The 20,185-nt window shown below is 63.8% G+C and carries 17 protein-coding genes and 1 pseudogene; 13 read left to right on the top strand and 5 right to left on the bottom strand.

Annotated elements, in window-relative coordinates; translation table 11 throughout:
* Nucleotides 1-66 precede the first annotated feature (66 nt).
* The 3 genes from FJW04_RS08880 to FJW04_RS08870 all read left to right on the top strand — a co-directional run bounded on the left by FJW04_RS08880 (nt 67) and on the right by FJW04_RS08870 (nt 4,588).
* Nucleotides 67-1,368, top strand: a complete 1,302-nt coding sequence (locus tag FJW04_RS08880) for a DUF6638 family protein (RefSeq protein WP_140713600.1) — start codon at nt 67-69, stop codon at nt 1,366-1,368.
* 103 nt (nt 1,369-1,471) lie between these two features.
* A complete protein-coding gene (locus FJW04_RS08875) occupies nt 1,472-2,596 on the top strand; it encodes a DUF2333 family protein (protein WP_015316037.1) in 1,125 nt (374 codons plus the stop codon).
* A 312-nt stretch (nt 2,597-2,908) separates the two neighbouring features.
* Nucleotides 2,909-4,588 carry a formate--tetrahydrofolate ligase gene (locus tag FJW04_RS08870; protein WP_140713598.1) on the top strand — a complete coding sequence of 560 codons (1,680 nt, stop codon included), beginning with the start codon at nt 2,909-2,911 and terminating at the stop codon, nt 4,586-4,588.
* Between the two features lie 67 nt (nt 4,589-4,655).
* Here FJW04_RS08870 and FJW04_RS08865 read toward each other — a convergent pair whose 3' ends face one another.
* Nucleotides 4,656-5,300 (bottom strand): cysteine hydrolase family protein, encoded by a 645-nt coding sequence (locus FJW04_RS08865; protein WP_140713596.1) that lies wholly within the window; start codon nt 5,298-5,300, stop codon nt 4,656-4,658.
* 125 nt (nt 5,301-5,425) lie between these two features.
* On the opposite strand from FJW04_RS08865, the gene FJW04_RS08860 reads away from it, so the two are divergent.
* Nucleotides 5,426-6,421: a helix-turn-helix domain-containing protein gene (locus FJW04_RS08860; protein ID WP_140713594.1), complete on the top strand. Its 996-nt coding sequence runs from the start codon at nt 5,426-5,428 to the stop codon at nt 6,419-6,421.
* 56 nt (nt 6,422-6,477) lie between these two features.
* On the opposite strand, the gene FJW04_RS08855 is transcribed toward FJW04_RS08860, so the two are convergent.
* Complete coding sequence (locus FJW04_RS08855) at nt 6,478-7,086, bottom strand: cytochrome b/b6 domain-containing protein (protein WP_140713904.1); 609 nt, start codon at nt 7,084-7,086, stop codon at nt 6,478-6,480.
* 5 nt (nt 7,087-7,091) lie between these two features.
* Nucleotides 7,092-7,358, bottom strand: a complete 267-nt coding sequence (locus FJW04_RS08850) for a PepSY domain-containing protein (RefSeq protein WP_140665146.1) — start codon at nt 7,356-7,358, stop codon at nt 7,092-7,094.
* Between the two features lie 166 nt (nt 7,359-7,524).
* Between FJW04_RS08850 and FJW04_RS08845 the strand changes: the two genes are divergently transcribed.
* Entirely contained in the window at nt 7,525-8,184 is a 660-nt protein-coding gene (locus FJW04_RS08845; RefSeq protein ID WP_140665149.1) for a response regulator, read from the top strand.
* Nucleotides 8,181-9,530 carry an ATP-binding protein gene (locus FJW04_RS08840; protein ID WP_140713592.1) on the top strand — a complete coding sequence of 450 codons (1,350 nt, stop codon included), beginning with the start codon at nt 8,181-8,183 and terminating at the stop codon, nt 9,528-9,530. Before FJW04_RS08845 ends, FJW04_RS08840 begins: the two co-directional genes overlap by 4 nt.
* Here FJW04_RS08840 and FJW04_RS08835 read toward each other — a convergent pair.
* Nucleotides 9,517-10,073, bottom strand: a pseudogene (locus tag FJW04_RS08835) (sugar O-acetyltransferase). The gene FJW04_RS08840 and the pseudogene FJW04_RS08835 sit on opposite strands and share 14 nt — an antisense overlap.
* A gap of 214 nt (nt 10,074-10,287) precedes the next feature.
* Between FJW04_RS08835 and FJW04_RS08830 the strand changes: the two are divergent.
* The 7 genes from FJW04_RS08830 to FJW04_RS08800 all read left to right on the top strand — a co-directional run bounded on the left by FJW04_RS08830 (nt 10,288) and on the right by FJW04_RS08800 (nt 18,871).
* Nucleotides 10,288-10,935, top strand: a complete 648-nt coding sequence (locus tag FJW04_RS08830) for a glutathione S-transferase family protein (protein WP_140713590.1) — start codon at nt 10,288-10,290, stop codon at nt 10,933-10,935.
* A gap of 116 nt (nt 10,936-11,051) precedes the next feature.
* Complete coding sequence (locus FJW04_RS08825; RefSeq protein WP_140713588.1) at nt 11,052-11,513, top strand: DUF4126 domain-containing protein; 462 nt, start codon at nt 11,052-11,054, stop codon at nt 11,511-11,513.
* A gap of 11 nt (nt 11,514-11,524) precedes the next feature.
* A complete protein-coding gene (locus FJW04_RS08820; protein WP_140713902.1) occupies nt 11,525-12,901 on the top strand; it encodes an FAD-containing oxidoreductase in 1,377 nt (458 codons plus the stop codon).
* 287 nt (nt 12,902-13,188) lie between these two features.
* A complete protein-coding gene (locus FJW04_RS08815; protein ID WP_140713586.1) occupies nt 13,189-14,364 on the top strand; it encodes an MFS transporter in 1,176 nt (391 codons plus the stop codon).
* Nucleotides 14,365-14,451: 87 nt separating this feature from the next.
* A complete protein-coding gene (locus FJW04_RS08810; protein ID WP_140713584.1) occupies nt 14,452-15,507 on the top strand; it encodes a succinylglutamate desuccinylase/aspartoacylase family protein in 1,056 nt (351 codons plus the stop codon).
* 221 nt (nt 15,508-15,728) lie between these two features.
* A complete protein-coding gene (locus FJW04_RS08805) occupies nt 15,729-17,918 on the top strand; it encodes an anthranilate synthase (RefSeq protein WP_015316024.1) in 2,190 nt (729 codons plus the stop codon).
* A gap of 5 nt (nt 17,919-17,923) precedes the next feature.
* Nucleotides 17,924-18,871 (top strand): cation diffusion facilitator family transporter, encoded by a 948-nt coding sequence (locus FJW04_RS08800; protein WP_140713582.1) that lies wholly within the window; start codon nt 17,924-17,926, stop codon nt 18,869-18,871.
* A 171-nt stretch (nt 18,872-19,042) separates the two neighbouring features.
* Here FJW04_RS08800 and FJW04_RS08795 read toward each other — a convergent pair whose 3' ends face one another.
* Nucleotides 19,043-20,140, bottom strand: a complete 1,098-nt coding sequence (locus FJW04_RS08795; RefSeq protein ID WP_140713580.1) for a hypothetical protein — start codon at nt 20,138-20,140, stop codon at nt 19,043-19,045.
* Nucleotides 20,141-20,185: the final 45 nt, after the last annotated feature.

The following is a 20,185-nucleotide window of genomic DNA, read 5'->3' as shown; positions in this document are numbered from 1 at the left end:
CGGGGAGAGGGGGACGTCAACGTTAGCGCTTCACCTTGTCAGGCAAAGCCTTTCGGATTCTTCGACATGACCGCCCGCAAACCCGATCTCCTGCGCGACAACGAACTCATCTACGGCCGGCTGCTCACGGTCGACGAGCCGCATCTCATCCAGCGCTACAACAAGGCGCTGGCGGCTTTCGGTCTCAAGCCGACAAAGCTGAAGAGTTTCCAGATCGACCGCACCGGCTTTTCGCCCGAAGTGGCCGAGGAGTGTGGCGACTACGATTATCTGGATCCCAACGAGGTCAACCGCCGCTTCATCATCCTGACGCCGTCGCAGATCGACCTGCCGGTGGTGCACACGGCCTTCTCGAACACCTCGCAGCTGATGTTCGAATTCATGTCCAGGAACCAGCGCGCCATAGACGCGCTGACCATCAAGGACGTGATCTACGGCGAGATGGAGGATTCCGTTCCCAAGGTCAACGACATCGAGGACCTGCTGTCGATCAGCCAGGTCGAGTTCAAGGTGCTGTCGGCCGAGGACGTGCTGGGCAAGGCGGCCGAGCTCGGCAAGCTCGTCGACCGGCTGAAGCAGGAGCCCGACGCCTGGCGCGACAATGCCATGCTGACCCGCATGGTGGAACTCGCCAAGGTCTGCGGCGACATCAGGGAGAACGCGCTGGTGCCCGACCAGGTGATCTTCCGCCACAACGCCTACTGGACCAGCCATTTCGGCGGCCTCTACGTCTTCGTCGATCCCGACATGACGACGGTGATCAGCGATCCGGCGGCTCCAGGTTTCCGCCGCTCGCGGCCCTGGCAGGTGAGCTATCTCTCCATCAAGGACGCCGACAAGGTGTTCAAATTCCTCGCCGCCACCGGCCGCATCGAACTGCCGCGCGCCTCCTGGATCGAAACCTCCGGCTATCTCGAGCACCGCGCCGAAATGGTGGTGCGCGCGCTGATCCGCGACGCCGAGCCGAACCGCAATTTGACCGATGTCGACAAGGTCTGGCTGCAGACCTGGATCCAGAGCCATGCCGACCTGATCACCAGGGACGGCAATTTTCCCTTCCTCAACGCCGCCAAGCGCGAGATCGCCCAGCTCGGCCACCTCAAGATCGAGGACGTCTTCCCGCAACAGCGCTTCCTGGTGGTCCGCGCCAAGCCTGATCATCCCGACGCCTGGCTGACCAACCGGCTGATCTCGGATTTCGTGCCGTCTGACTTCGTCTCGCGCTACATCTTCAACAAGGACGGCTTCTACAAGGACTATGACGGCTTCAGCGACGCTTGGCGATCGCATGTTGTGGACGTTCTGAAAACCACATATTTGAAGGAAAAGGTGGCGTTTCGCACACGCCTCTACGGCCTGACCGACTAGAACGATATGAACCGTCATTCCGTTCTAACTTGTTGTTTTGGTGCATGATGTTATCCAAAAAGCCTGCAACTTTTTGGCATCGTGCTGAGGGGGTGATACAGCCATGCTCGACCCGATCGTGAACTTCTTCGTCAAGCTGTTCCAGTGGATCGGCCGCGGCATCGGCCTTCTGATCGGCGTGATCCTGTGGCCCTTCTTGTGGGCCGGCCGCTGGTACACGCAGCGCGGCTGGATCCTGAAGGCCGTCGTCGGCCTAGCCTTGCTGGTGCTGATCGGCCTTTACGCCAACTTCTTCTACGCCACCCAGTGGTGGAACAGGTTCAACCCGAACTACCCGGACACCTATACGTTCGAGAAGCGCAACGTTTCCGCCGGTGAACAGGTGGCCGCCGGCGCCGGCACCGACACGGCCAAGACTTGCGGCAACTCCGGCATCGCCCAGGTGGCGGCGGACCTGACTGACTTCAACGTCAACCAGAATGCCTGGATCTCGTCGATGATCCTCTACAAGCTCGGCCTGTTCGGCATCGACTGGGACAACACCCCGTGGATGGACAACAAGGCCTCTTTCCAGCGCGGCATCAACCAGGCGGTGCGACGCACGGCGACCGAGCTTGCCGACAATCTCGGCCGCGTGCGCACCACCTCGCAGATCGATGCCGACCTGCAGGACGCGCGTGGCAATCTGCAGTTCGACGAGTACACCTGGTATTTCGGCGTGAGCCCGTTTGGACCGAAGACACCGACGCCGAGCTACTATCGCGACGCCGTGCGCAAGCTGCGTTCGTTCAATGCCCGGCTCGCCACCTGCCAGGCCACTTTCGATGCCCGCGCCGACAATCTGAAGCAGTATATCGATCGCATCGCCAGTGACATCGGCTCGACCTCCGCCATCCTCAAGGAGCGTGCCGAGAACCACAACAATGGCTGGTTCGACACCCGCGCCGACGACCGCTACTGGTTCGCCTATGGCCAGCTCTATGCCTATTACGGCCTGATGAAGGGCGCCCAGGCCGACTTCGAGGACGTCATCAAGGAAAAGCACCTGCAGAGCCTGTGGGATACGATGGACGCGCAGTTCGTGTCGGCCCTGCGCATCCAGCCCTTCATCATCGCCAATGGCCGCGAGGACGGCTGGCTGCTGCCCACCCATCTGACGACGATGGGCTTCTACGTGCTTCGGGTGCGCTCGAACATGGTTGAAATCAGCAACGTGCTGACGCAGTAGCGCTGTCCCACGGCAACACTCGCGATGGCGGATTTGCGTCGTCGCGTCTGTCGCATTCCGTGCATTGTGCGGCTGTTTTGAGACGGCGGAAGCGCCCCTGCTCTGGCTTCTATACGGCGCGGCAAGCGGAGCCATAAAGAACCGGGAATAGGTCGGCCGCCGCAGAGGAATTTTCTCTATAGGAAACATAGTTGCATGAAAGTTGACGCCGCCGCAGCGACAGGGTTAGATGCCCTGCGCGTCCGGCTCCAGCCTTCTTGCGAGTAAGATCAACCCCGTCCCCTCCACCGTCCAATCCAGAGGAACGCCGTTATGGCCGAAGTGAAGTCCGACATCGAGATCGCGCGTGGCGCCAGGAAAAAGCAGATCCAGGAGATCGGCCAGAAGATCGGCATCCCAACCGAACATCTGCTGCCCTACGGCCACGACAAGGCCAAGATTTCGGCCGAGTTCATCAAGTCGGTGAAGGGCAACAAGGACGGCAAGCTGATCCTCGTCACCGCCATCAACCCGACCCCGGCCGGCGAAGGCAAGACCACCACCACCGTCGGCCTCGGTGACGGTCTGAACCGCATCGGCAAGAAGGCGATCGTCTGCATCCGCGAAGCCTCGCTCGGCCCGAATTTCGGCGTCAAGGGCGGAGCCGCCGGCGGCGGTTACGCGCAGGTCGTGCCGATGGAGGACATGAACCTCCACTTCACCGGCGACTTCCACGCCATCACCACGGCGCACAACCTTTTGTCGGCCCTGATCGACAACCACATCTACTGGGGTAATGAACTCGGCATCGACACCCGCCGCGTGGTGTGGCGCCGCGTCATGGACATGAACGACCGGGCGCTGCGCGAGATCATCTGCTCACTCGGCGGCGTCGCCAACGGCTTTCCGCGCGAAGCCGGCTTCGACATCACCGTCGCCTCGGAAGTGATGGCGATCCTCTGCCTCGCCACCGACCTGAAGGACCTGGAAAAACGCCTCGGCGACATCATCGTCGCCTATCGCCGCGACAAGTCGGCGGTCTATGCCCGCGACCTCAAGGCCGATGGCGCCATGGCCGTCCTGCTCAAGGACGCCATGCAGCCCAATCTGGTGCAGACGCTGGAGAACAACCCGGCCTTCGTGCATGGCGGCCCGTTCGCCAACATCGCGCATGGTTGCAATTCGGTCGTCGCCACCACGACGGCACTCAAGCTTGCCGACTACGTCGTCACCGAAGCCGGTTTTGGTGCTGATCTGGGTGCCGAAAAGTTCTTCGACATCAAGTGCCGCAAGGCCGGGCTGAAGCCGGCCGCCACCGTCATCGTCGCCACCGTGCGCGCCATGAAGATGAATGGCGGCGTCAAGAAGGAAGACCTTGGCAAGGAGAATATCGAAGCCGTCAGGAAGGGCTGCCCGAACCTTGGACGCCACATCGAGAACATCAGGCAGTTCGGCGTCCCGGCGGTCGTTGCCATCAACCACTTCTATTCCGACACCGACGCCGAGATCCAGGCGCTCAAGGACTATGTCGCCTCGATGGGCGAGGAAGCGATCCTGTGCAAGCACTGGGCCAACGGCTCCGCCGGCATCGAGGAGCTTGCCAACAAGGTGGTGGCGCTCGCCGAATCCGGCGCCTCGCAGTTCGCGCCACTCTATCCCGACTCCATGCCGCTGTTCGAGAAAATCAACACCATCGTTCAGCGCATCTATCGCGGCTCGGAAGCCATCGCCGACAAATCGGTGCGCGACCAGTTGAAGGCCTGGGAGGATGCCGGTTACGGCAACCTTCCGGTCTGCATGGCCAAGACACAGTACTCGTTCTCGACCGACCCGAACCTGCGCGGCGCGCCGACCGGCCACACCGTGCCGGTGCGCGAGGTCAGGCTGTCCGCCGGCGCCGGCTTCGTCGTCATCATCTGCGGCGAGGTCATGACCATGCCTGGCCTGCCGAGCAAGCCGTCGTCGGAAAAGATCTTCCTCAACGAGGCCGGCCAGATCGAAGGCCTGTTCTGATCTTCATCTCGACAAGAACAAGAAGGGCGCCGCATCGCCGCGGCGCCCTTCTCGTTTGCGGATCGTCCTACGCAGCGCTGCGCGACAGCGCCCGCTGGTTGGACGCATGGATCGTGTCGCGTTCCGGCAGCGCGCCGGTCTCCAGGCAGTCGATCCATTCGGCGGTCTTGAGCACCGCGGCGAAGCGCGACTGCAGGATGATGCTCACCACGCGATGGATCTCCTCCGCCGAGGCGTAGCCGGCGCTGTTGGCGTAAGGCACCGAACCGGTCGCGTCGGACAGGAACTCGACCGCGAAGCCCATATGCACGGCATGGATGATGGTCGACAGGTCGCAATTATGCGTCATATAGCCGACGACCGCGATCGTATCGATAGTGTTGGCGCGCAACCAGTCCTCGAGGTCGGTGCCGGTGAAGGCGCTTGGCAAATTCTTCTCGACATAATGGTCGCGGCCACGCCTGGCGATCTCGGGATGCAGTTCGCCGCCATGGCTGCCCCGGGCGAAGATCGGCGACGTCTCGGGCGCCATCTGCTTGACGACCACGACCTTGATGCCTGCTGCCGATGCGGCATCCATGGCGCGCGTCACGTTGACGACGCTGTCGCGGAATGGCGGATGCTGGATAGCCAGGTTGCCGCCGTCATAGTCATTCTGGACGTCGACGACGATCAGCGCGCGGCGCGGCGCGGTGTTGGCTGGGGCAGACATGATGTTTCCTTTCAGGCTTGAATGCGATGGACCGACGATAGCCTGCTGACCGAGGCGCCAACAGTGGCCCGATTGACATCATCCGAAAGAATTGGGACAATCCTCCTTCACACTGGAAACGCCCCATGACCGCTCCCATCATCGCCGTCCTCGCCTTCGACGGCATCAGCCCGTTCCATCTCTCCGTGCCATGCCTGGTGTTCGGCGCCGACCGCACCAGGCTCGGCCTGCCGCGCTTCGACTTCCGCGTCTGCGGCGTGGAGGAAGGGCTGATCCAGACCGACGCCGGATTGAGCATCCTGGTCCCGCACGGGCTTGCCGCGCTCGAAGACGCCGATATCGTCATCATCCCGAGCTGGAAGGATCTCGGAGCGCCTGTGGCAAAACCGCTCGAGGAAGCGCTCGGCCGCGCCCACCGGCGCGGCGCGCTGATTGTGGGCCTCTGCCTCGGCACCTTTGCCCTCGCCGCCGCCGGCCTGCTTTCGGGACGGAAGGCGACCACGCATTGGGCCTATACGGATCAGCTGCAGGCTCTCCATCCCGACATTTCGGTCGATGCGGACGTGCTCTACGTTGACGGCGGCGACATCATCACCTCCGCCGGCGTCGCCGCCGGGCTCGACTGCTGCCTGCACATCGTGCGCGCCCGCTATGGCGCCGAGGCGGCACTGCGGCTCGCCCGGCACATCGTGCTTTCACCGCACCGGCAGGGCGGACAGGCGCAGTTCATCGAACGCCCGGTAGCGCCGAGCCCGGCCGCCGACCGCTTTACCCAGGCTCTCGACAAGGTGCGCGCGACATTAGGCGAACCGCACGGTCTCGATAGCGTCGCCGACGCGGCCGGTCTCACCCGCCGCACCTTTACCCGCCGTTTCCAGAAGACGATAGGTACCAGCTTCGGCGACTGGCTGGCCGACCAGCGCATCGCGCTGGCGCAGAGGCTGCTGGAGACGACGGACAAGCCGATGGACATGGTCGCCTTCGAGGCCGGCTTCGGCAGCGCAACTTCCTTGCGCCAACATTTTGCCGCGCGGCTAAGGACATCACCCGCGCAATATCGGCGCGAGTTTTCCCGGCGGGTCGATCAGGACGGACGGGTGGCGCTGGCCCTGTCATCGTGATCGAACGGCAAGGGCGTCGCGTCGCTGCGGTGCCCTTGCATTTCCGCTCTCCGCGGTCAGCCAACGTCTTGCGGCGAGGCCGCGCGTTTACGGCCGGTGATCATGGCGCGAACCAGATTTTCATGATGACGCAGACTGGCGAGCAGCACGCCGCCGACATGAAGTCCAATCAGCACCAGTACACCATTGCCCAGGATCTTGTGCGTATCCTCGACCCAGGCCACGCCCCACCAGGCATCGGTGGTCTGCATCCAGCCGGTGAGCGCAATTCCTGCCACGCAAGCCAGAAGCGCCAGCACCATGGCACCGCCGGCGGGGTTGTGGCCGAGATAGCGTTTTTCATCGCCATGCGCCACGTCGGCGAGATAAGAACTCACCACGCGCGGTCCACGCACAAACTGACGGAAGCGCGTGTATCCCGACCCCGCCAGACCGGCGATCAAACGCGAGGCAATCAGAACCCCGGCACTGTAGCCGGCCAGTTCATGCACCTTCATGATTTCGCCTGAAGAAAGCCACGCCACCGCGACGCAAAGGACCAGCGACCAGTGAAAGAGGCGGACGTAGGGGCTCCAGACCTCGACCGGGGCCTCTCGTGTCGACTCGGCCGAGGTTTCTCGTGTCGACTCGACCGAGGTTTCTCGTGTCGAAACAGTGGCGTTCATGGCCGTCAACCGTCATCGGAATCGGCACCGACCGACTCCAGCGTCTTGGGATTGAAGACGGCTTCCAGCTTCTTGCCATTGGCGTCAAGCGCCTTGGCTTCATAGCAGCCGTGTTCCGTCTTGATGCTGCGAACCTTCCAGCCTTCGCTTTCGAGCTTCTTCTGCAAGGCTTCGCGCGGCTGCCACTGGCCGGTCGGCACATCGCATTTGTCGGCGGCGAAGGCCGGTCTGGCAAAAGCCATAACCAGCGCGGTCAGGATCAAGGTCTTCATCTTATTTTCTCCATCGGCCGATTCCGATGTCGAGGACCTTGGCCGCGAAACCTGACAGCAGCCTGAACACGCATCGCATCGTGCAAAAGCCTCAGTTGGCTTTCATTCAGCTTCCTGTCAGCCTCGTGCCGCATGAAGGCGCGTGTTGCAGCGACACGGAGGCGAAGTGCGCGTTCTGTTGATCGAAGATGATCCGGTGCTGGGCGAAGCGGTGCGCGATCATATCGCTGCCGACGGCCACGCCGTGGACTGGAGCACGACGCTTGGCGGTGCCTGCGATCACCTCCGTGTAGTTTCCTATGTGCTCCTCCTGCTTGACCTGCATCTGCCCGACGGCAAGGGTCTCGAATTCCTTAAAACGCTGCGTCGTGAAGGCACCGATACGCCGGTCATCATCCTGACCGCGCGCGACCAGCTCTCAGACCGCATAGCGGGGCTGAATTCCGGGGCGGACGACTATCTGGTCAAGCCCTTCGATCTCAGCGAGTTGTCTGCACGCCTTGCCGCTGTCGCGCGCCGCTATGCCGGAAACCCCAACCCTTTGATCCGGCTCGGAGCCGTCGAAATCGACCAGGCCGCGCGCCGCGTTACCATCGACGGCACGGAGGCCATGCTGACATCGCGCGAATGGGCGGTGCTGGAGCAGTTCCTGCGCCGGCCCGGCATGACAGTCGGCAAGAACCAGATCGAGGAGGCGCTCTATGCCTTCGGCGCGGAGATCGAAAGCAACACTGTCGAAGTCTATGTCAGCCGCTTGCGCAAGAAGATCGGGCGCCAGGTCCTTACAACCGTGAGGGGGTTGGGCTACCGCCTTGCACTCCCATGAAGGTCTTCAGCAGCCTTGCCGGTCGCCTCGTGTCGTCGCTGATCCTCGTCACGGTCGCTGTTGGCCTGGTCGCCGCTGGCACCGGAAGCATCACGCTGCACCGCGAAATCAATGAAGCCATGGACAATTCGATGCAGGAGGCAGCCCGCAGACTGCTGCCGCTGGTCATCGACGATATGTTCGGGCGCGAGGCATCGCAATCGCCGCGCAGGCTGGGGGAGGCTGTTTCGGACGACGAAGGCGGCCGCCTCATCTTCCAGGTGCGGGACGCCGGCGGCCGCGTTCTCATGCATTCCCATGACGCTCCCGCGGAGCCGCTCACGGCTGAGCTCGCGCAGGGCTTCTCGGAGGCAGCCGGATGGCGCATCTACACCGAGCCCGCGGTCAGCGGCACAATACTCATCCAGGTCGCCGAGCTCGATTCACGGCGCAATGAGGAAACGCTCGAAGCCGCCACCGGCTTCCTCATACCGATGGCCATTCTCATCCCGTTGAGCGCACTTGTCGCGTGGCTGACCCTGACGCGTTTCCTGAGGCCGATCGCGACACTGCGCGGCGAAATCAGCGCCCGCCACGGCGACAACCTTGCTCCGATCCGCACCGAGGACCTGCCCTCCGAACTTGCCGCCATCGCCAAGTCGGTCAACAGCCTGATGCGGCGCCTGCATATGGCGCTCGATGCTGAAAAGGAGTTCACGGCGAACGCCGCGCATGAATTGCGCACACCAATCGCTGGGGCGTTGGCACAAACGGAGCGCCTGATCGCGGAAACATCCGACGAGGCGGCAAGAAAACGCCCGCGCCAGATCAAGGCGGCTCTGTCCGACCTCGCCGGCCTGTCCGAAAAGCTGATGCAGCTGGCGCGCGCCGACGCCGGAGTAGCGATCGCCGGCAAGCCAGCCGATCTCGCCGCGGTCGCCGCATTGGTGGTCGCCGACTTCGAGCAGCACGGCCAGAACAGGGGTCGGCTTCGTCTTGAAGCGTCCGACCAAGGCAAGGCGTTGGCCGCGATCGATACGGATGCATTGGCCATTATCCTGCGCAACCTCATCGAGAACGCCTTGCGGCATGGCGCCGAGGGCGGCGAGGTTGTCGTTCGCATCACTGACGATGCCCGGCTCAGCGTGATCAACCAAGGTCCGGTGGCGTCAGCTTCCGGCGGTCTGGTCAAACGGTTCGAACGCGGTGGGACGCGTGCCGAAGGATCAGGCCTGGGACTGGCGATCGTCACCAAAATCCTGCAGCAGATCGATGCGACGCTTGTCCTGACCTCACCGGCATCCGGCCGACGGGACGGTTTTGAAGCGACGATCAGGTTCCCGCCGCGTAGTGTCAGCCCCGCCTGACCACCCGCGCCGGGTTGCCGACCACGGTCGTGTGCGCCGCCACGTCGCGCGTCACCACCGCCCCGGCGCCGACGATGGCGCCCTCGCCGATGCTGACGCCGCCAAGGATGACCGCGCTGCCGCCGATCCAGGCATTGTCACCGATCGTGACCGGCCTGGCGATCTCCAGCCCCGCCTGGCGCCTTGCCGCCTCCTTATGGTGCTCGGCGCAATAGATCTGCACATTGGGGCCAAGCAGCGTCCCCTTGCCGAGGCGCACCGGCGCGGTGTCAAGAATGGCGCAGCCGGCATTGAGGAAGGTGCCGGCGCCGAGAAAGATGTTGAAGCCGTAGGCGCAATGGAACGGCGCCTCGATGCGGGCACCCTCGCCCACGCCGCCCAGCAGTGTCCGCAGGGCCGGCCCGAGGTTCCCGCGTCGGCGAGGCGGCAGCGTATTGTGCTCGAACACCGCATCCCGGCCAAGCCGCGCAACGCGCCAAGATCGTCATCCAGGCACGTATACCATTCACCATCAGCCATTTTCGCGCGTTCGCTCTGAACCATGGCAGTGCCTCCGTTTTTTTTACATCACTGCGAACAGCGCCAAGGCGAGGACTGACGTGAAATCCGTAAACCAGGATGCGCGGCCTTGCTGATTGGCGGCCATTCGCGATCTGCTCCGGCAATGAAATAGTTCAGGACCGATGTCGATTTCCGGGAAGCTCATTCGTCCTCGGTAGGAAGCCGAAGAAATTCGCCCAGGCAAGGAACAAATGCGATGACAATCACGATCACGGCGTTTGAACGATCACCCGATGGCGGCAAGGGACTGGCCCGCGATACGCGTGTTCGCTGGGCGCTGGAAGAAGTGGGGCAGCCTTACGCGGTTCGTTTTGTTTCCTTCGCGGGCATGAAGGCGCCTGATCATCTGGCCATCCATCCTTTCGGCCAGATCCCTACCTATGAGGACGGTTCTCTCTCGCTGTTCGAGACCGGCTCGATCGTCTTTCATCTTGCCGAGCAGCATGCGGGCCTGCTGCCGAAGGAGCGCAACGCCCGCGCGCGAGCGATCACGTGGATGTTTGCCGCGCTGAACACCATCGAGCCGCCGATCCTCGAATTGACCACGGCAAGAATTTTCGAAGCGGACAAGCCCTGGAGCGAGGCGCGCTTGCCGCTGGTAAAGGACCGTGTTCGCGCCCGGCTGGACTGTCTCTCGACGCATTTGGGCGTCGCGGACTGGCTCGATGATGCGTTCAGCGCCGGCGATCTATTGATGGTGTCAGTGCTGCTGCGACTGAGAATGTCAGGCATTCTGGATGAATACCAAAACCTGGCCGCCTATGTGGCGCGCGGGGAAGCTCGGCCCGCTTATATCAGGGCTTTCGCCGCGCAATTTGCGATCAACGCTCCATCAGCCAACTGACTTGCCTCGATCCGCCGTGGCTGTGCGCTTGTGAGTCTGCGGCCTAGCCAAATATCCGGCCTATGGTAGCTTGCCGTTTCAAGGCTGTACCGGCCCGGGATCGAGGGGGATCGACCATGCTCTACATTCTTGCACTCCTGATCGGCGTCATTGCCGGCCTGCGCGCCATGACGGCACCTGCCGCCGTTGCCTGGGGCGCCTATCTCAGCTGGCTGCCGGTTGCCGGCACCTGGGCGAGCTTCATGGGCCATTGGGCGGCTGTCGGCATCTTCACCGTCCTGGCCATAGTCGAACTGGTCACCGACCAGCTGCCGTCGACGCCAAGCCGCAAGGTGCCGCAGCAGTTCGGCGCCCGCATTCTGCTCGGCGCGTTCAGCGGCGCGGTGATCGGCGCGACCAGCGGCGCCACCATCGTGTGCCTGATCGCCGGAGCGATCGGCGCGGTCATCGGCACCCTGGGTGGTGCCGAAGCGCGCGGCCGGCTGGCGGCCGTTTTCGGCAAGGATCCGCCCGCGGCCTTCATCGAGGATGCGGTGGCGATCATCGGCGGCCTGCTGATCGTGGCGGCGGTGGCATGACGGCCCAGACCTTGAACGCAAGGACCTTCGACGCCATCATCATCGGCGCTGGCCAGGCGGGGTCGCCCCTGGCGGGCCGCCTGGCGGCAGCCGGTATGAGCGTGGCGCTGATCGAGCGCAAGCTGGTCGGCGGCACCTGTGTCAACACCGGCTGCATGCCGACCAAGACCATGGTCGCCAGCGCCTATGCCGCCCATCTGGCGCGGCGCGCTGCCGACTATGGCGTGACGTTCCCCGGCTCCGTCGGGGTCGATTATAGCAGGATCAAGGCGCGCAAGGACAAGGTAACCAACGACGCCCGTGGCAATCTGGAGACCTGGATCGCCGGAATGGAGCGCTGCACGCTCTATCGCGGCCATGCACGCTTCGAATCCGCCAACACGGTGCGCGTCGGCGACGACCTGTTGACCGCGGAGAAGATCTTTCTCAACACCGGCGGCCGCGCCTCGGTGCCGGACCTGCCCGGCACCCACGACATCGACTATCTGACCAACTCGTCGATGATGGATCTCGACGTTTTGCCGCGCCACCTGATCGTCGTCGGCGGCAGCTACATCTCGCTCGAATTCGCGCAGATGTTCCGCCGCTTCGGTTCGGAAGTCACCGTCATCGAAAAGAGCCCGCGCCTCACCGGCCGCGAGGACGAGGACGTCTCGGCCGCCATCCTGTCGATCCTCGAAAACGAAGGGATCGCGGTCCATGTCGGCGCCGATGACATCGGCTTCGCCAAGCAGGGCGGGGACATTGCCGTGAGTTTCTCCACGGGCCAGCCGCCCGCGGTCGGCTCGCATGTGCTGCTGGCGCTGGGCCGAACGCTCAATACCGACGATCTCGGCCTCGACAAGGCGGGCGTCGAGGTCGACGGACGCGGCGCGGTTGTCGTCGACGACCAGCTGCGTACCAGCGTGCCAGGCATCTGGGCGATGGGCGACTGCAACGGCAAGGGCGCCTTCACCCACACCTCCTACAACGACTATGAGATCGTCGCCGCCAATCTGCTCGACAAGGATCCGCGCAGGATCAGCGACCGCATCGAGGCGTACGCGCTCTACATCGATCCGCCGCTCGGCCGTTGCGGCATGACCGAGACGGCGGTGAGGAAATCCGGACGTCGCGCCCTGGTCGGCCAGCGGCCGATGACCCGTGTCGGCCGCGCCATCGAAAAGGGCGAGACGCAGGGTTTCATGAAGATCCTCGTCGATGCCGACACCAGGGAGATCCTCGGCTGCTCGGTGCTCGGTCCCGGCGGTGACGAGGCGGTGCATTGCGTGCTCGACCTGATGTACGCCAAGGCGCCGGTCGACACACTGGCGCGCGCCGTGCACATCCATCCCACCGTCTCGGAGCTGCTGCCCACCATCGCCCAGGAGCTGAAGCCGCTGGCGTGAGACTGTCAGCCGCTGCCCCTTCAATCGTCGCCTGTGCCTTGCCGAAGGCTCCGCGATTTCACGGTCGTCATCACGCATTTATTGCTGGGGCCGCGCCGGCTTCAAGATATCGTGTCGGGCACGAAGCGACATCGTTTCGGCCCTTGAAGGATCGGTCTGCGTCGGGCCGTTAGAAGAGGAGACGTCCGCTCCATGCTTTCTGCATTGCTGCATTGCGGCAATGTCTGTTGCGCCCGGCAGGGATCCTCGCGCAGTCTGAAATTGAACCGATTCAGTCTGGACCTCCCATGCCTTTGCCGATCCTTGCGCTTGCCATTGCGTCCTTCTGCATCGGCACCACCGAATTCGTCATCATGGGCCTGCTGCCCGAGGTCGCTGCCGATCTCGGCGTGACGATCCCCGCCGCCGGCCTGCTGGTCACCGGCTATGCGCTGGGAGTCGTCTTCGGCGCGCCTGTCGTGGCCATGGCCACCGCGCATTTGCCGCGCAGGCCCGTGCTGGTGGGACTTGCGGCCCTGTTCGTCGTCGGCAACCTCTTCTGCGCCATCGCGCCCAATTACTGGCTGCTGATGGCGGCGCGCGTCTTCACCGCTTTCGGCCATGGCGCCTTCTTCGGCATCGGCTCGGTCGTCGCGGCAAGCCTTGTGCCGCGCAACAAGCGCGCCAGCGCCATCGCGCTGATGTTCGCGGGCCTGACGCTCGCCAACATCCTCGGGGTTCCCGCCGGCACCGCACTCGGCGAAGCCTTCGGCTGGCGGGCCACCTTTCTGGCCGTGGTCGGCATCGGCCTGATCTCGGTCGCGGCCATCGCCTGGCTGGTGCCGTCCGACGTCACGGAACCGAGCGGCGGCGGTCTGCGCGCCGAAGTCCGTGTGCTCGGCAAGCTGCAGGTGTGGCTGGCGATGCTGATCGCGGCGCTGACCTCGGCCAGCCTGTTCGCCGTTTTCACATACATAAAGCCATACCTCACCGGCGTGTCGGGCCTGTCGACCGCGGCGGTCACCTGGGTGCTTTTGCTGTTCGGCGCCGGCATGACCATCGGCAACATCATCGGCGGCAGGCTTGCCGACTGGAAACTGATGCCGACAGTGATCGCCACCTTGCTGCTGATGGCCCTGCTGTTCGTCGGCTTCATGCAGTTCGGCACGATCGCCAGCGTTGCCATCGGCATCGTCTTCCTCTGGGGCCTGCTCATCTTCGTCGTCGTGCCACCTCTGCAGATCCGGGTCGTCGAGGCGGCTTCCGAAGGACCGAACCTTGCAGCCACGCTCAATCAAGGCGCCTTCAATGTCGGCAATGCCGGCGGCGCATGGATCGGCGGCGTGGCGCTGTCATCAGGCGTTTCCTATGCCGGTTTGCCACTGGTCGGCGCGGTGCTAGCCCTGCTGGCGGTCGCCGTTGCGGTGCTGTCGGCGGCGCTGGACAGGCGCGCGCCTGTCACGCTTCACGCTGCCGCGGAATAGGCCCTTGCGCCCATAGCGCGGCGGGCTGGACCAATCGACATCGGTACCTTCCAATGGGCATGTCTTCTCGCTTTCATGGAGAACGTCATGCAGAAATCGATCGAACGCATCGCCGGCGACAGCGACGGCGTTTCCTACGAATTCCCGGTGCTCCGCTTGGCCGGCGCCGACAAGACAGCACCTTCGGCCTACCTGCAGGCAGCGCTCCATGCCGGCGAATTGCCTGGCGTCGTCGCCATCGATGCATTGATGCCGATGCTGAACAAGGCCGAGGCCGAGGGTCGCATCAGGGGCAACATCACCATCGTGCCCTGGGCCAACCCGATCGGCCGCGCGCAATACCATTTCGGCGAGCACCAGGGTCGCTTTCATCTCGGCACCCGCACCAACTTCAACCGCGGCTTTCCGCTGCTGGCCGCGCCCGACGCCAGGCTCTTGCCGGACGCCACCTTTGGCGGCGCCGACCAGCGGCTGAAGTCGCGCCTGGTGCAGCTTTCGCTCGGCCATGACATCGTGCTCGACCTGCACTGCGACGATGAGGGTCTTGCCTATCTCTACGTCCACACCAGCCTGTGGCCTGAGATGGCCGATTGCGCCGCCGCCATGGGCGTCGATGCCGTGGTGCTTTGGAGCGAGGACACCGACGGCACCTTCGAGGGCGCTTCGATCATGCCCTACCAGAACGCATCGGCCGATGTGGCGAAGTTCGACAGGCGCGTCGCCACCACTGTCGAATATCGCGGCATTCTCGATGTCGACGGCGCGCTGGCCAAGTCCGACGCCGAAGGCCTCTACCGGCTGCTGGTGGCGCGCGGCGTGATATCCGACACCGCCCTGCCCGCGCCCGGCCCCTTCAAGGGCGTCGCGGCACCTCTGGAAAATATCGACATGATGCCGGCGCCCCGTGGCGGTGCGGTCCTCTACGACGTCAAACCCGGCGACCGCGTCACCAGGGGCGCGCGGCTCGCTACCATCGTTCACGCGCCAGGCGAGGCCGATGGCCGCACGGAAGTGTTCGCGCCGCAGGACGGCATCATCCTGACCCGCCGCTCGCGCCGCATCATCCGCTCCGGCGAAGACCTGTTGAAACTGGTTGGCGACAGGAAGAGCGCCGATGCGAGGTCGGGCACGCTGGAGGATTGAGCCTGCGTCGAATCCAGTTGCGCGGCCGCCCAATCGCCGCTAAGGGAATCGCCATGAACATGCGTTCGATCAAGACCATTTGGTGGTGGGCCTGCTGACAGCGGCCTGTTCGAACGCGTGCGCGTGAAAATAGAGGGTGGCCGCAACGGAATGTCCGGGCGGCCATTTGTTTTTTAAAGCCATTCCCGGGTCCGTTGCCCAAGTAGCTGATGGAGACGGCAATGACGTTGAAGGTTCTGGAAAACGGCGCTGAAAGCTTCGCGACGGCGGGTGGCATCACCATCACCCGCGAGCGCCACGACCGCCCCTATGAAGGCGCGATCGACACTTATGTCGAGGGACTGAACTCGCGCCGGGGCGCGGTATTTTCCTCGAACTACGAATATCCCGGCCGCTACACGCGCTGGGATACGGCCATCATCGATCCGCCGCTGGTCATCTCGGCACGCGGCCGCGCCATGCGTATCGAGGCGCTGAACGGCCGTGGCGAGGCGCTGTTGCCGGTCATCGGCAGGACACTGGGCGGCCTCGCCGAGGTCACGATCGCCGAGACCTCGAAAAAGCTGATCCGCCTCGATGTCGCCAAACCCGGCCGTGTCTTCACCGAGGAGGAACGCAGCCGCGTTCCCTCGGTCTTCACTGTGCTGCGCGCCATCACCGCGCTGTTCAAGACGGCGGAAGACGCCAATCTTGGTCTCTACGGCGCCTTCGGCTACGACCTTGCCTTCCAGTTCGACCCGGTCGACCACACGCTCGTGCGCAAGCAAAGCCAGCGCGACCTGGTGTTGTTCCTGCCCGACGAGATCCTGGTCGTCGACCACTACTCGGCCAAGGCCTGGACCGACCGTTACGACTATGCGGGCGAAGGTTTTTCGACCGAAGGCCTGCCACGCGACCAAATCGCCGAGCCGTTCAGGACCGCCGACCGTATCCCGCCACGCGGCGACCATGAGCCCGGCGAATACGCCAATCTGGTGCGCCGCGCGATGGACTCGTTCAAGCGTGGCGACCTGTTCGAGGTCGTCCCCGGTCAGATGTTCTACGAGCGCTGCGAGACCCAGCCCTCCGAGATTTCGCGCAAGCTGAAGTCCATCAACCCGTCGCCCTATTCCTTCTTCATCAACCTGGGCGAGAACGAATACCTGATCGGTGCGTCGCCGGAGATGTTCGTGCGCGTCAACGGCCGCCGCGTCGAGACCTGTCCGATCTCCGGCACCATCAAACGCGGCGACGACGCCATTTCCGATAGCGAGCAGATCCTGAAGCTGCTCAATTCGAAGAAGGACGAATCCGAGCTCACAATGTGCTCGGACGTCGATCGCAACGACAAGTCCAGGGTCTGCGAGCCGGGTTCTGTACGCGTCATCGGCCGCCGCCAGATAGAGATGTATTCGCGCCTGATCCACACGGTCGACCACATCGAGGGCCGCTTGCGTGAAGGCATGGACGCTTTCGACGCGTTTCTCTCGCACGCCTGGGCGGTGACCGTCACCGGCGCACCGAAACTGTGGGCCATGCGCTTCATCGAGCAGAACGAGAAAAGCCCGCGCGCCTGGTATGGCGGCGCGATCGGCATGGTCAACTTCAACGGCGACATGAATACCGGCCTTACCTTGCGCACCATCCGCATCAAGGACGGCATCGCCGAGGTTCGTGCCGGCGCTACATTGCTCTTCGACAGCATTCCAGAGGAAGAAGAAGCTGAAACCGAACTGAAGGCATCCGCCATGCTCTCCGCGATCCGCGACGCCAAGACGGGCAATTCGACCAGCACCGAGCGCACCACGGCGCGCGTCGGCGACGGCGTCAACATCCTTTTGGTCGACCACGAGGATTCCTTCGTCCATACGCTGGCCAACTACTTCCGCCAGACCGGCGCCAATGTCTCGACCGTGCGCTCGCCGGTGCCGGAGGAAGTCTTCGACCGGCTGAAGCCCGACCTCGTCGTGCTGTCACCCGGACCCGGCACGCCGAAGGACTTCGACTGCGCCGCGACCATCAAAAAGGCGCGCGCGCGCGACCTGCCCATCTTCGGCGTGTGCCTCGGCCTGCAGGCACTGGCGGAAGCCTATGGCGGAGAACTCAGGCAGTTGCACATTCCCATGCACGGCAAGCCGTCGCGTATCCGCGTCTCGAAGCCGGGCATCATCTTCTCCGGCCTGCCCAAGGAAGTCACCGTCGGCCGCTACCACTCGATCTTCGCCGATCCGGTACGCCTGCCCGACGATTTCATGGTTACGGCCGAGACGGAAGACGGCGTCATCATGGCCTTCGAGCACCGCAAGGAGCCGATCGCCGCGGTCCAGTTCCACCCGGAATCGATCATGACGCTCGGCCACAATGCCGGCATGCGCATCATCGAGAACATCGTCGCGCATTTGCCGCGAAAGGCCAAGGAAAAGGCAGCCTGACGCCAATGGCCGAAGCCGAGAACACGATGGCGATCGCAGCCAGGGCGGCCGCGAAGCGCAAGGTCGCCAACCTTGCCTTCTGGTCGATCGTGGTCGCTTTTGTCGTGCTCGCGCTGAAAGCCGCCGCCTGGTACGTGACCGGCTCCGTCGCGCTCTATTCGGACGCGCTGGAATCGATCGTCAACGTCATCGCGTCGATTGCCGCTTTCTGGGCGATCCAGGTCAGCCACAAGCCGGCCGACCAGGATCACCCCTTCGGCCATCACAAGGCCGAGTATTTCTCCGCCGTGCTGGAAGGCGTGCTGATCGTACTCGCCGCGCTTTTGATTCTGAACGAAGTCTGGCGCTCGTGGCAGGCCCCGGCGCCGCTCGAACAGCCTTGGAAGGGCCTTGCCGTCAACGGCGTCGCCACCGCCATCAACGCCTTCTGGGCCTGGATGCTGATCCGAACGGGCCGGGCGGAGAAATCGCCGGCGCTGGTCGCTGACGGCAATCACATCATGACCGATGTGGTGACGTCGGTCGGCGTCTTCGGCGGCCTGGTCGGAGCGATCCTGACCGGCTGGCAGATCCTCGACCCGGCATTGGCCGTCATCGTCGCGCTCAACATCCTGTGGCAGGGCTGGCATGTCATCGGCTCGTCGATGAACGGCCTGATGGACCGGGCCGTCGGCACGGCGGAGCACATGCGCATCCGCGACATCATCTCGGCCAATTGCAAGGGCGCCATGGAGGTGCACGACCTCAAGACCCGCATCGCCGGCCGCGCCACCTTCATCGAGTTCCATCTGGTCGTAGACGCCGACATGTCGGTCGGCGCCAGCCATGTCATCTGCGATCGCATCGAAGACGCGCTGAAGGCCGAACTCCCCTCGGTGCGGGTGACCATCCATGTCGAGCCCGACGACGAAGCCAAGCTGCCCAAGGGCACGACCGCGGTGCCGTTCGCCTGAGGCGGGTCACTGTCGCTGACCTTGGAAGAGCAATTCCAAGAAACCGTGAGCGGCTTTCCGTCCGGAATTGCGTAAAAACAAAGAGCTAACCGGAGTTTCTCGACTTCGTCATCCTTGGGCGAAGCAGGAGCGCAGCTCCGTAGCGGCGACCCAAGGATGACGAAACGCGGGCTACGGCGCGCAGGCGGATTGTGGCATTGGCTCCAGCCGATAGACCTTGTCGTCGGACATCGTCTTGCCGTCGGCCGCCTTCGAGCACAGGTCGACGACCGCCAGGCTGCTGTTGGGGTTGGCAAGCGTGATGGCGCCGTTGGCGCCGCGCTTGAGGAAGATTTCCTTTTGCGCGATGTCGCAGGAGAAATTGCTCGTCTTCGAACTCGCGGCACAACGCCATTGATCGGCCTCGCCCTGGCATGAATAAGTCTGCGTGACCTTGGCCCCCTTCCACCGCGTCGTGACCGAGACCGCGATGTCGGCGCCGTCGGGCCAGTTCGCGGCGTCGCCTCCCGAGGCGAAGGACGCCAGTTCCACCGGTCCTCGAAACACCCGGATCGACTGCGTCAGTTGCTCGGGATGCGAACTCATATGCGCAGCGTCATAGTCGCGCCCGTAGCAGAAGGCCTGGTCGGGTTTGACCCGCTCGCGAAGCGGCGGCCCGAGCGCCGGGTCGATCGGATCGATGCGGGCGAATTCAGCCTTGCAGGTCGCCGCCGGCATCGGATCGAGGCGGAAATTGTCGTCTTCCTTGCCAAGCGCCTGCCTGTCGTATTCAGCCGCGCCGAGTTCTTCTTCCGAACCGGCGTCGAGGTAGATGTCGGACGACAGGTCCGACAGGATCAGCCGGCCCTTGCCGTCGACCTTCAGCGACGCCAGGGTACGGTCGCAGTCCATGCCGCAACGGATCGGGCCCGATTTGCCATCCTCGGACTCGTGATTGCACCAGCCTCCGGCCCATTCCGGCGCCTTGGCGCCACGCACCGTGGTGGTGAGGAACCCATTGTAGGAAGTATCGGAATTCGCGTTCGGTTCCTCATTCGGACGGCTGACCGGATCACGGCCGTAGTAGAAGAAAATCCGCGTCACCTTCTGCTTCGGACGCGCCTTGAGGTGCGCCGCGTCATAGACCCGGCCGAAACAGGCGTCCGCCCCGTTGGGGCTGAGTTCGGTGAGTTTGAGCGCATTGTCGGCAAAAGCAGAACCCACAAGTCCGCCAAGCAGTGCGGCGCCAAATCCGGCGCTGGCAAACGTCTTCCATTCCCTGAACGCCATGTGCCCCTCTCCGCATCGACAGGACGTAACGTCAATTTATGCTAG

Origin of the sequence: Mesorhizobium sp. B2-7-3 (assembly GCF_006440715.1) — a bacterium.
Lineage (GTDB): Bacteria > Pseudomonadota > Alphaproteobacteria > Rhizobiales > Rhizobiaceae > Mesorhizobium > Mesorhizobium australicum.
Note: the sequence above shows the minus strand (reverse complement) of the source record. Positions and strands in the feature narration are given on the sequence as shown.

What these genes read in the sequence shown, in the direction of transcription:
- FJW04_RS08880 (WP_140713600.1), top strand. Translation starts at nt 67, where the DNA reads ATGACCGCCCGCAAACCCGATCTCCTGCGCGACAACGAACTCATCTAC.
- FJW04_RS08875 (WP_015316037.1), top strand. Translation starts at nt 1,472, where the DNA reads ATGCTCGACCCGATCGTGAACTTCTTCGTCAAGCTGTTCCAGTGGATC.
- FJW04_RS08870 (WP_140713598.1), top strand. Translation starts at nt 2,909, where the DNA reads ATGGCCGAAGTGAAGTCCGACATCGAGATCGCGCGTGGCGCCAGGAAA.
- FJW04_RS08865 (WP_140713596.1), bottom strand. Translation starts at nt 5,300, where the DNA reads ATGTCTGCCCCAGCCAACACCGCGCCGCGCCGCGCGCTGATCGTCGTC.
- FJW04_RS08860 (WP_140713594.1), top strand. Translation starts at nt 5,426, where the DNA reads ATGACCGCTCCCATCATCGCCGTCCTCGCCTTCGACGGCATCAGCCCG.
- FJW04_RS08855 (WP_140713904.1), bottom strand. Translation starts at nt 7,086, where the DNA reads ATGAACGCCACTGTTTCGACACGAGAAACCTCGGTCGAGTCGACACGA.
- FJW04_RS08850 (WP_140665146.1), bottom strand. Translation starts at nt 7,358, where the DNA reads ATGAAGACCTTGATCCTGACCGCGCTGGTTATGGCTTTTGCCAGACCG.
- FJW04_RS08840 (WP_140713592.1), top strand. Translation starts at nt 8,181, where the DNA reads ATGAAGGTCTTCAGCAGCCTTGCCGGTCGCCTCGTGTCGTCGCTGATC.
- FJW04_RS08830 (WP_140713590.1), top strand. Translation starts at nt 10,288, where the DNA reads ATGACAATCACGATCACGGCGTTTGAACGATCACCCGATGGCGGCAAG.
- FJW04_RS08825 (WP_140713588.1), top strand. Translation starts at nt 11,052, where the DNA reads ATGCTCTACATTCTTGCACTCCTGATCGGCGTCATTGCCGGCCTGCGC.
- FJW04_RS08815 (WP_140713586.1), top strand. Translation starts at nt 13,189, where the DNA reads ATGCCTTTGCCGATCCTTGCGCTTGCCATTGCGTCCTTCTGCATCGGC.
- FJW04_RS08810 (WP_140713584.1), top strand. Translation starts at nt 14,452, where the DNA reads ATGCAGAAATCGATCGAACGCATCGCCGGCGACAGCGACGGCGTTTCC.
- FJW04_RS08805 (WP_015316024.1), top strand. Translation starts at nt 15,729, where the DNA reads ATGACGTTGAAGGTTCTGGAAAACGGCGCTGAAAGCTTCGCGACGGCG.
- FJW04_RS08800 (WP_140713582.1), top strand. Translation starts at nt 17,924, where the DNA reads ATGGCCGAAGCCGAGAACACGATGGCGATCGCAGCCAGGGCGGCCGCG.
- FJW04_RS08795 (WP_140713580.1), bottom strand. Translation starts at nt 20,140, where the DNA reads ATGGCGTTCAGGGAATGGAAGACGTTTGCCAGCGCCGGATTTGGCGCC.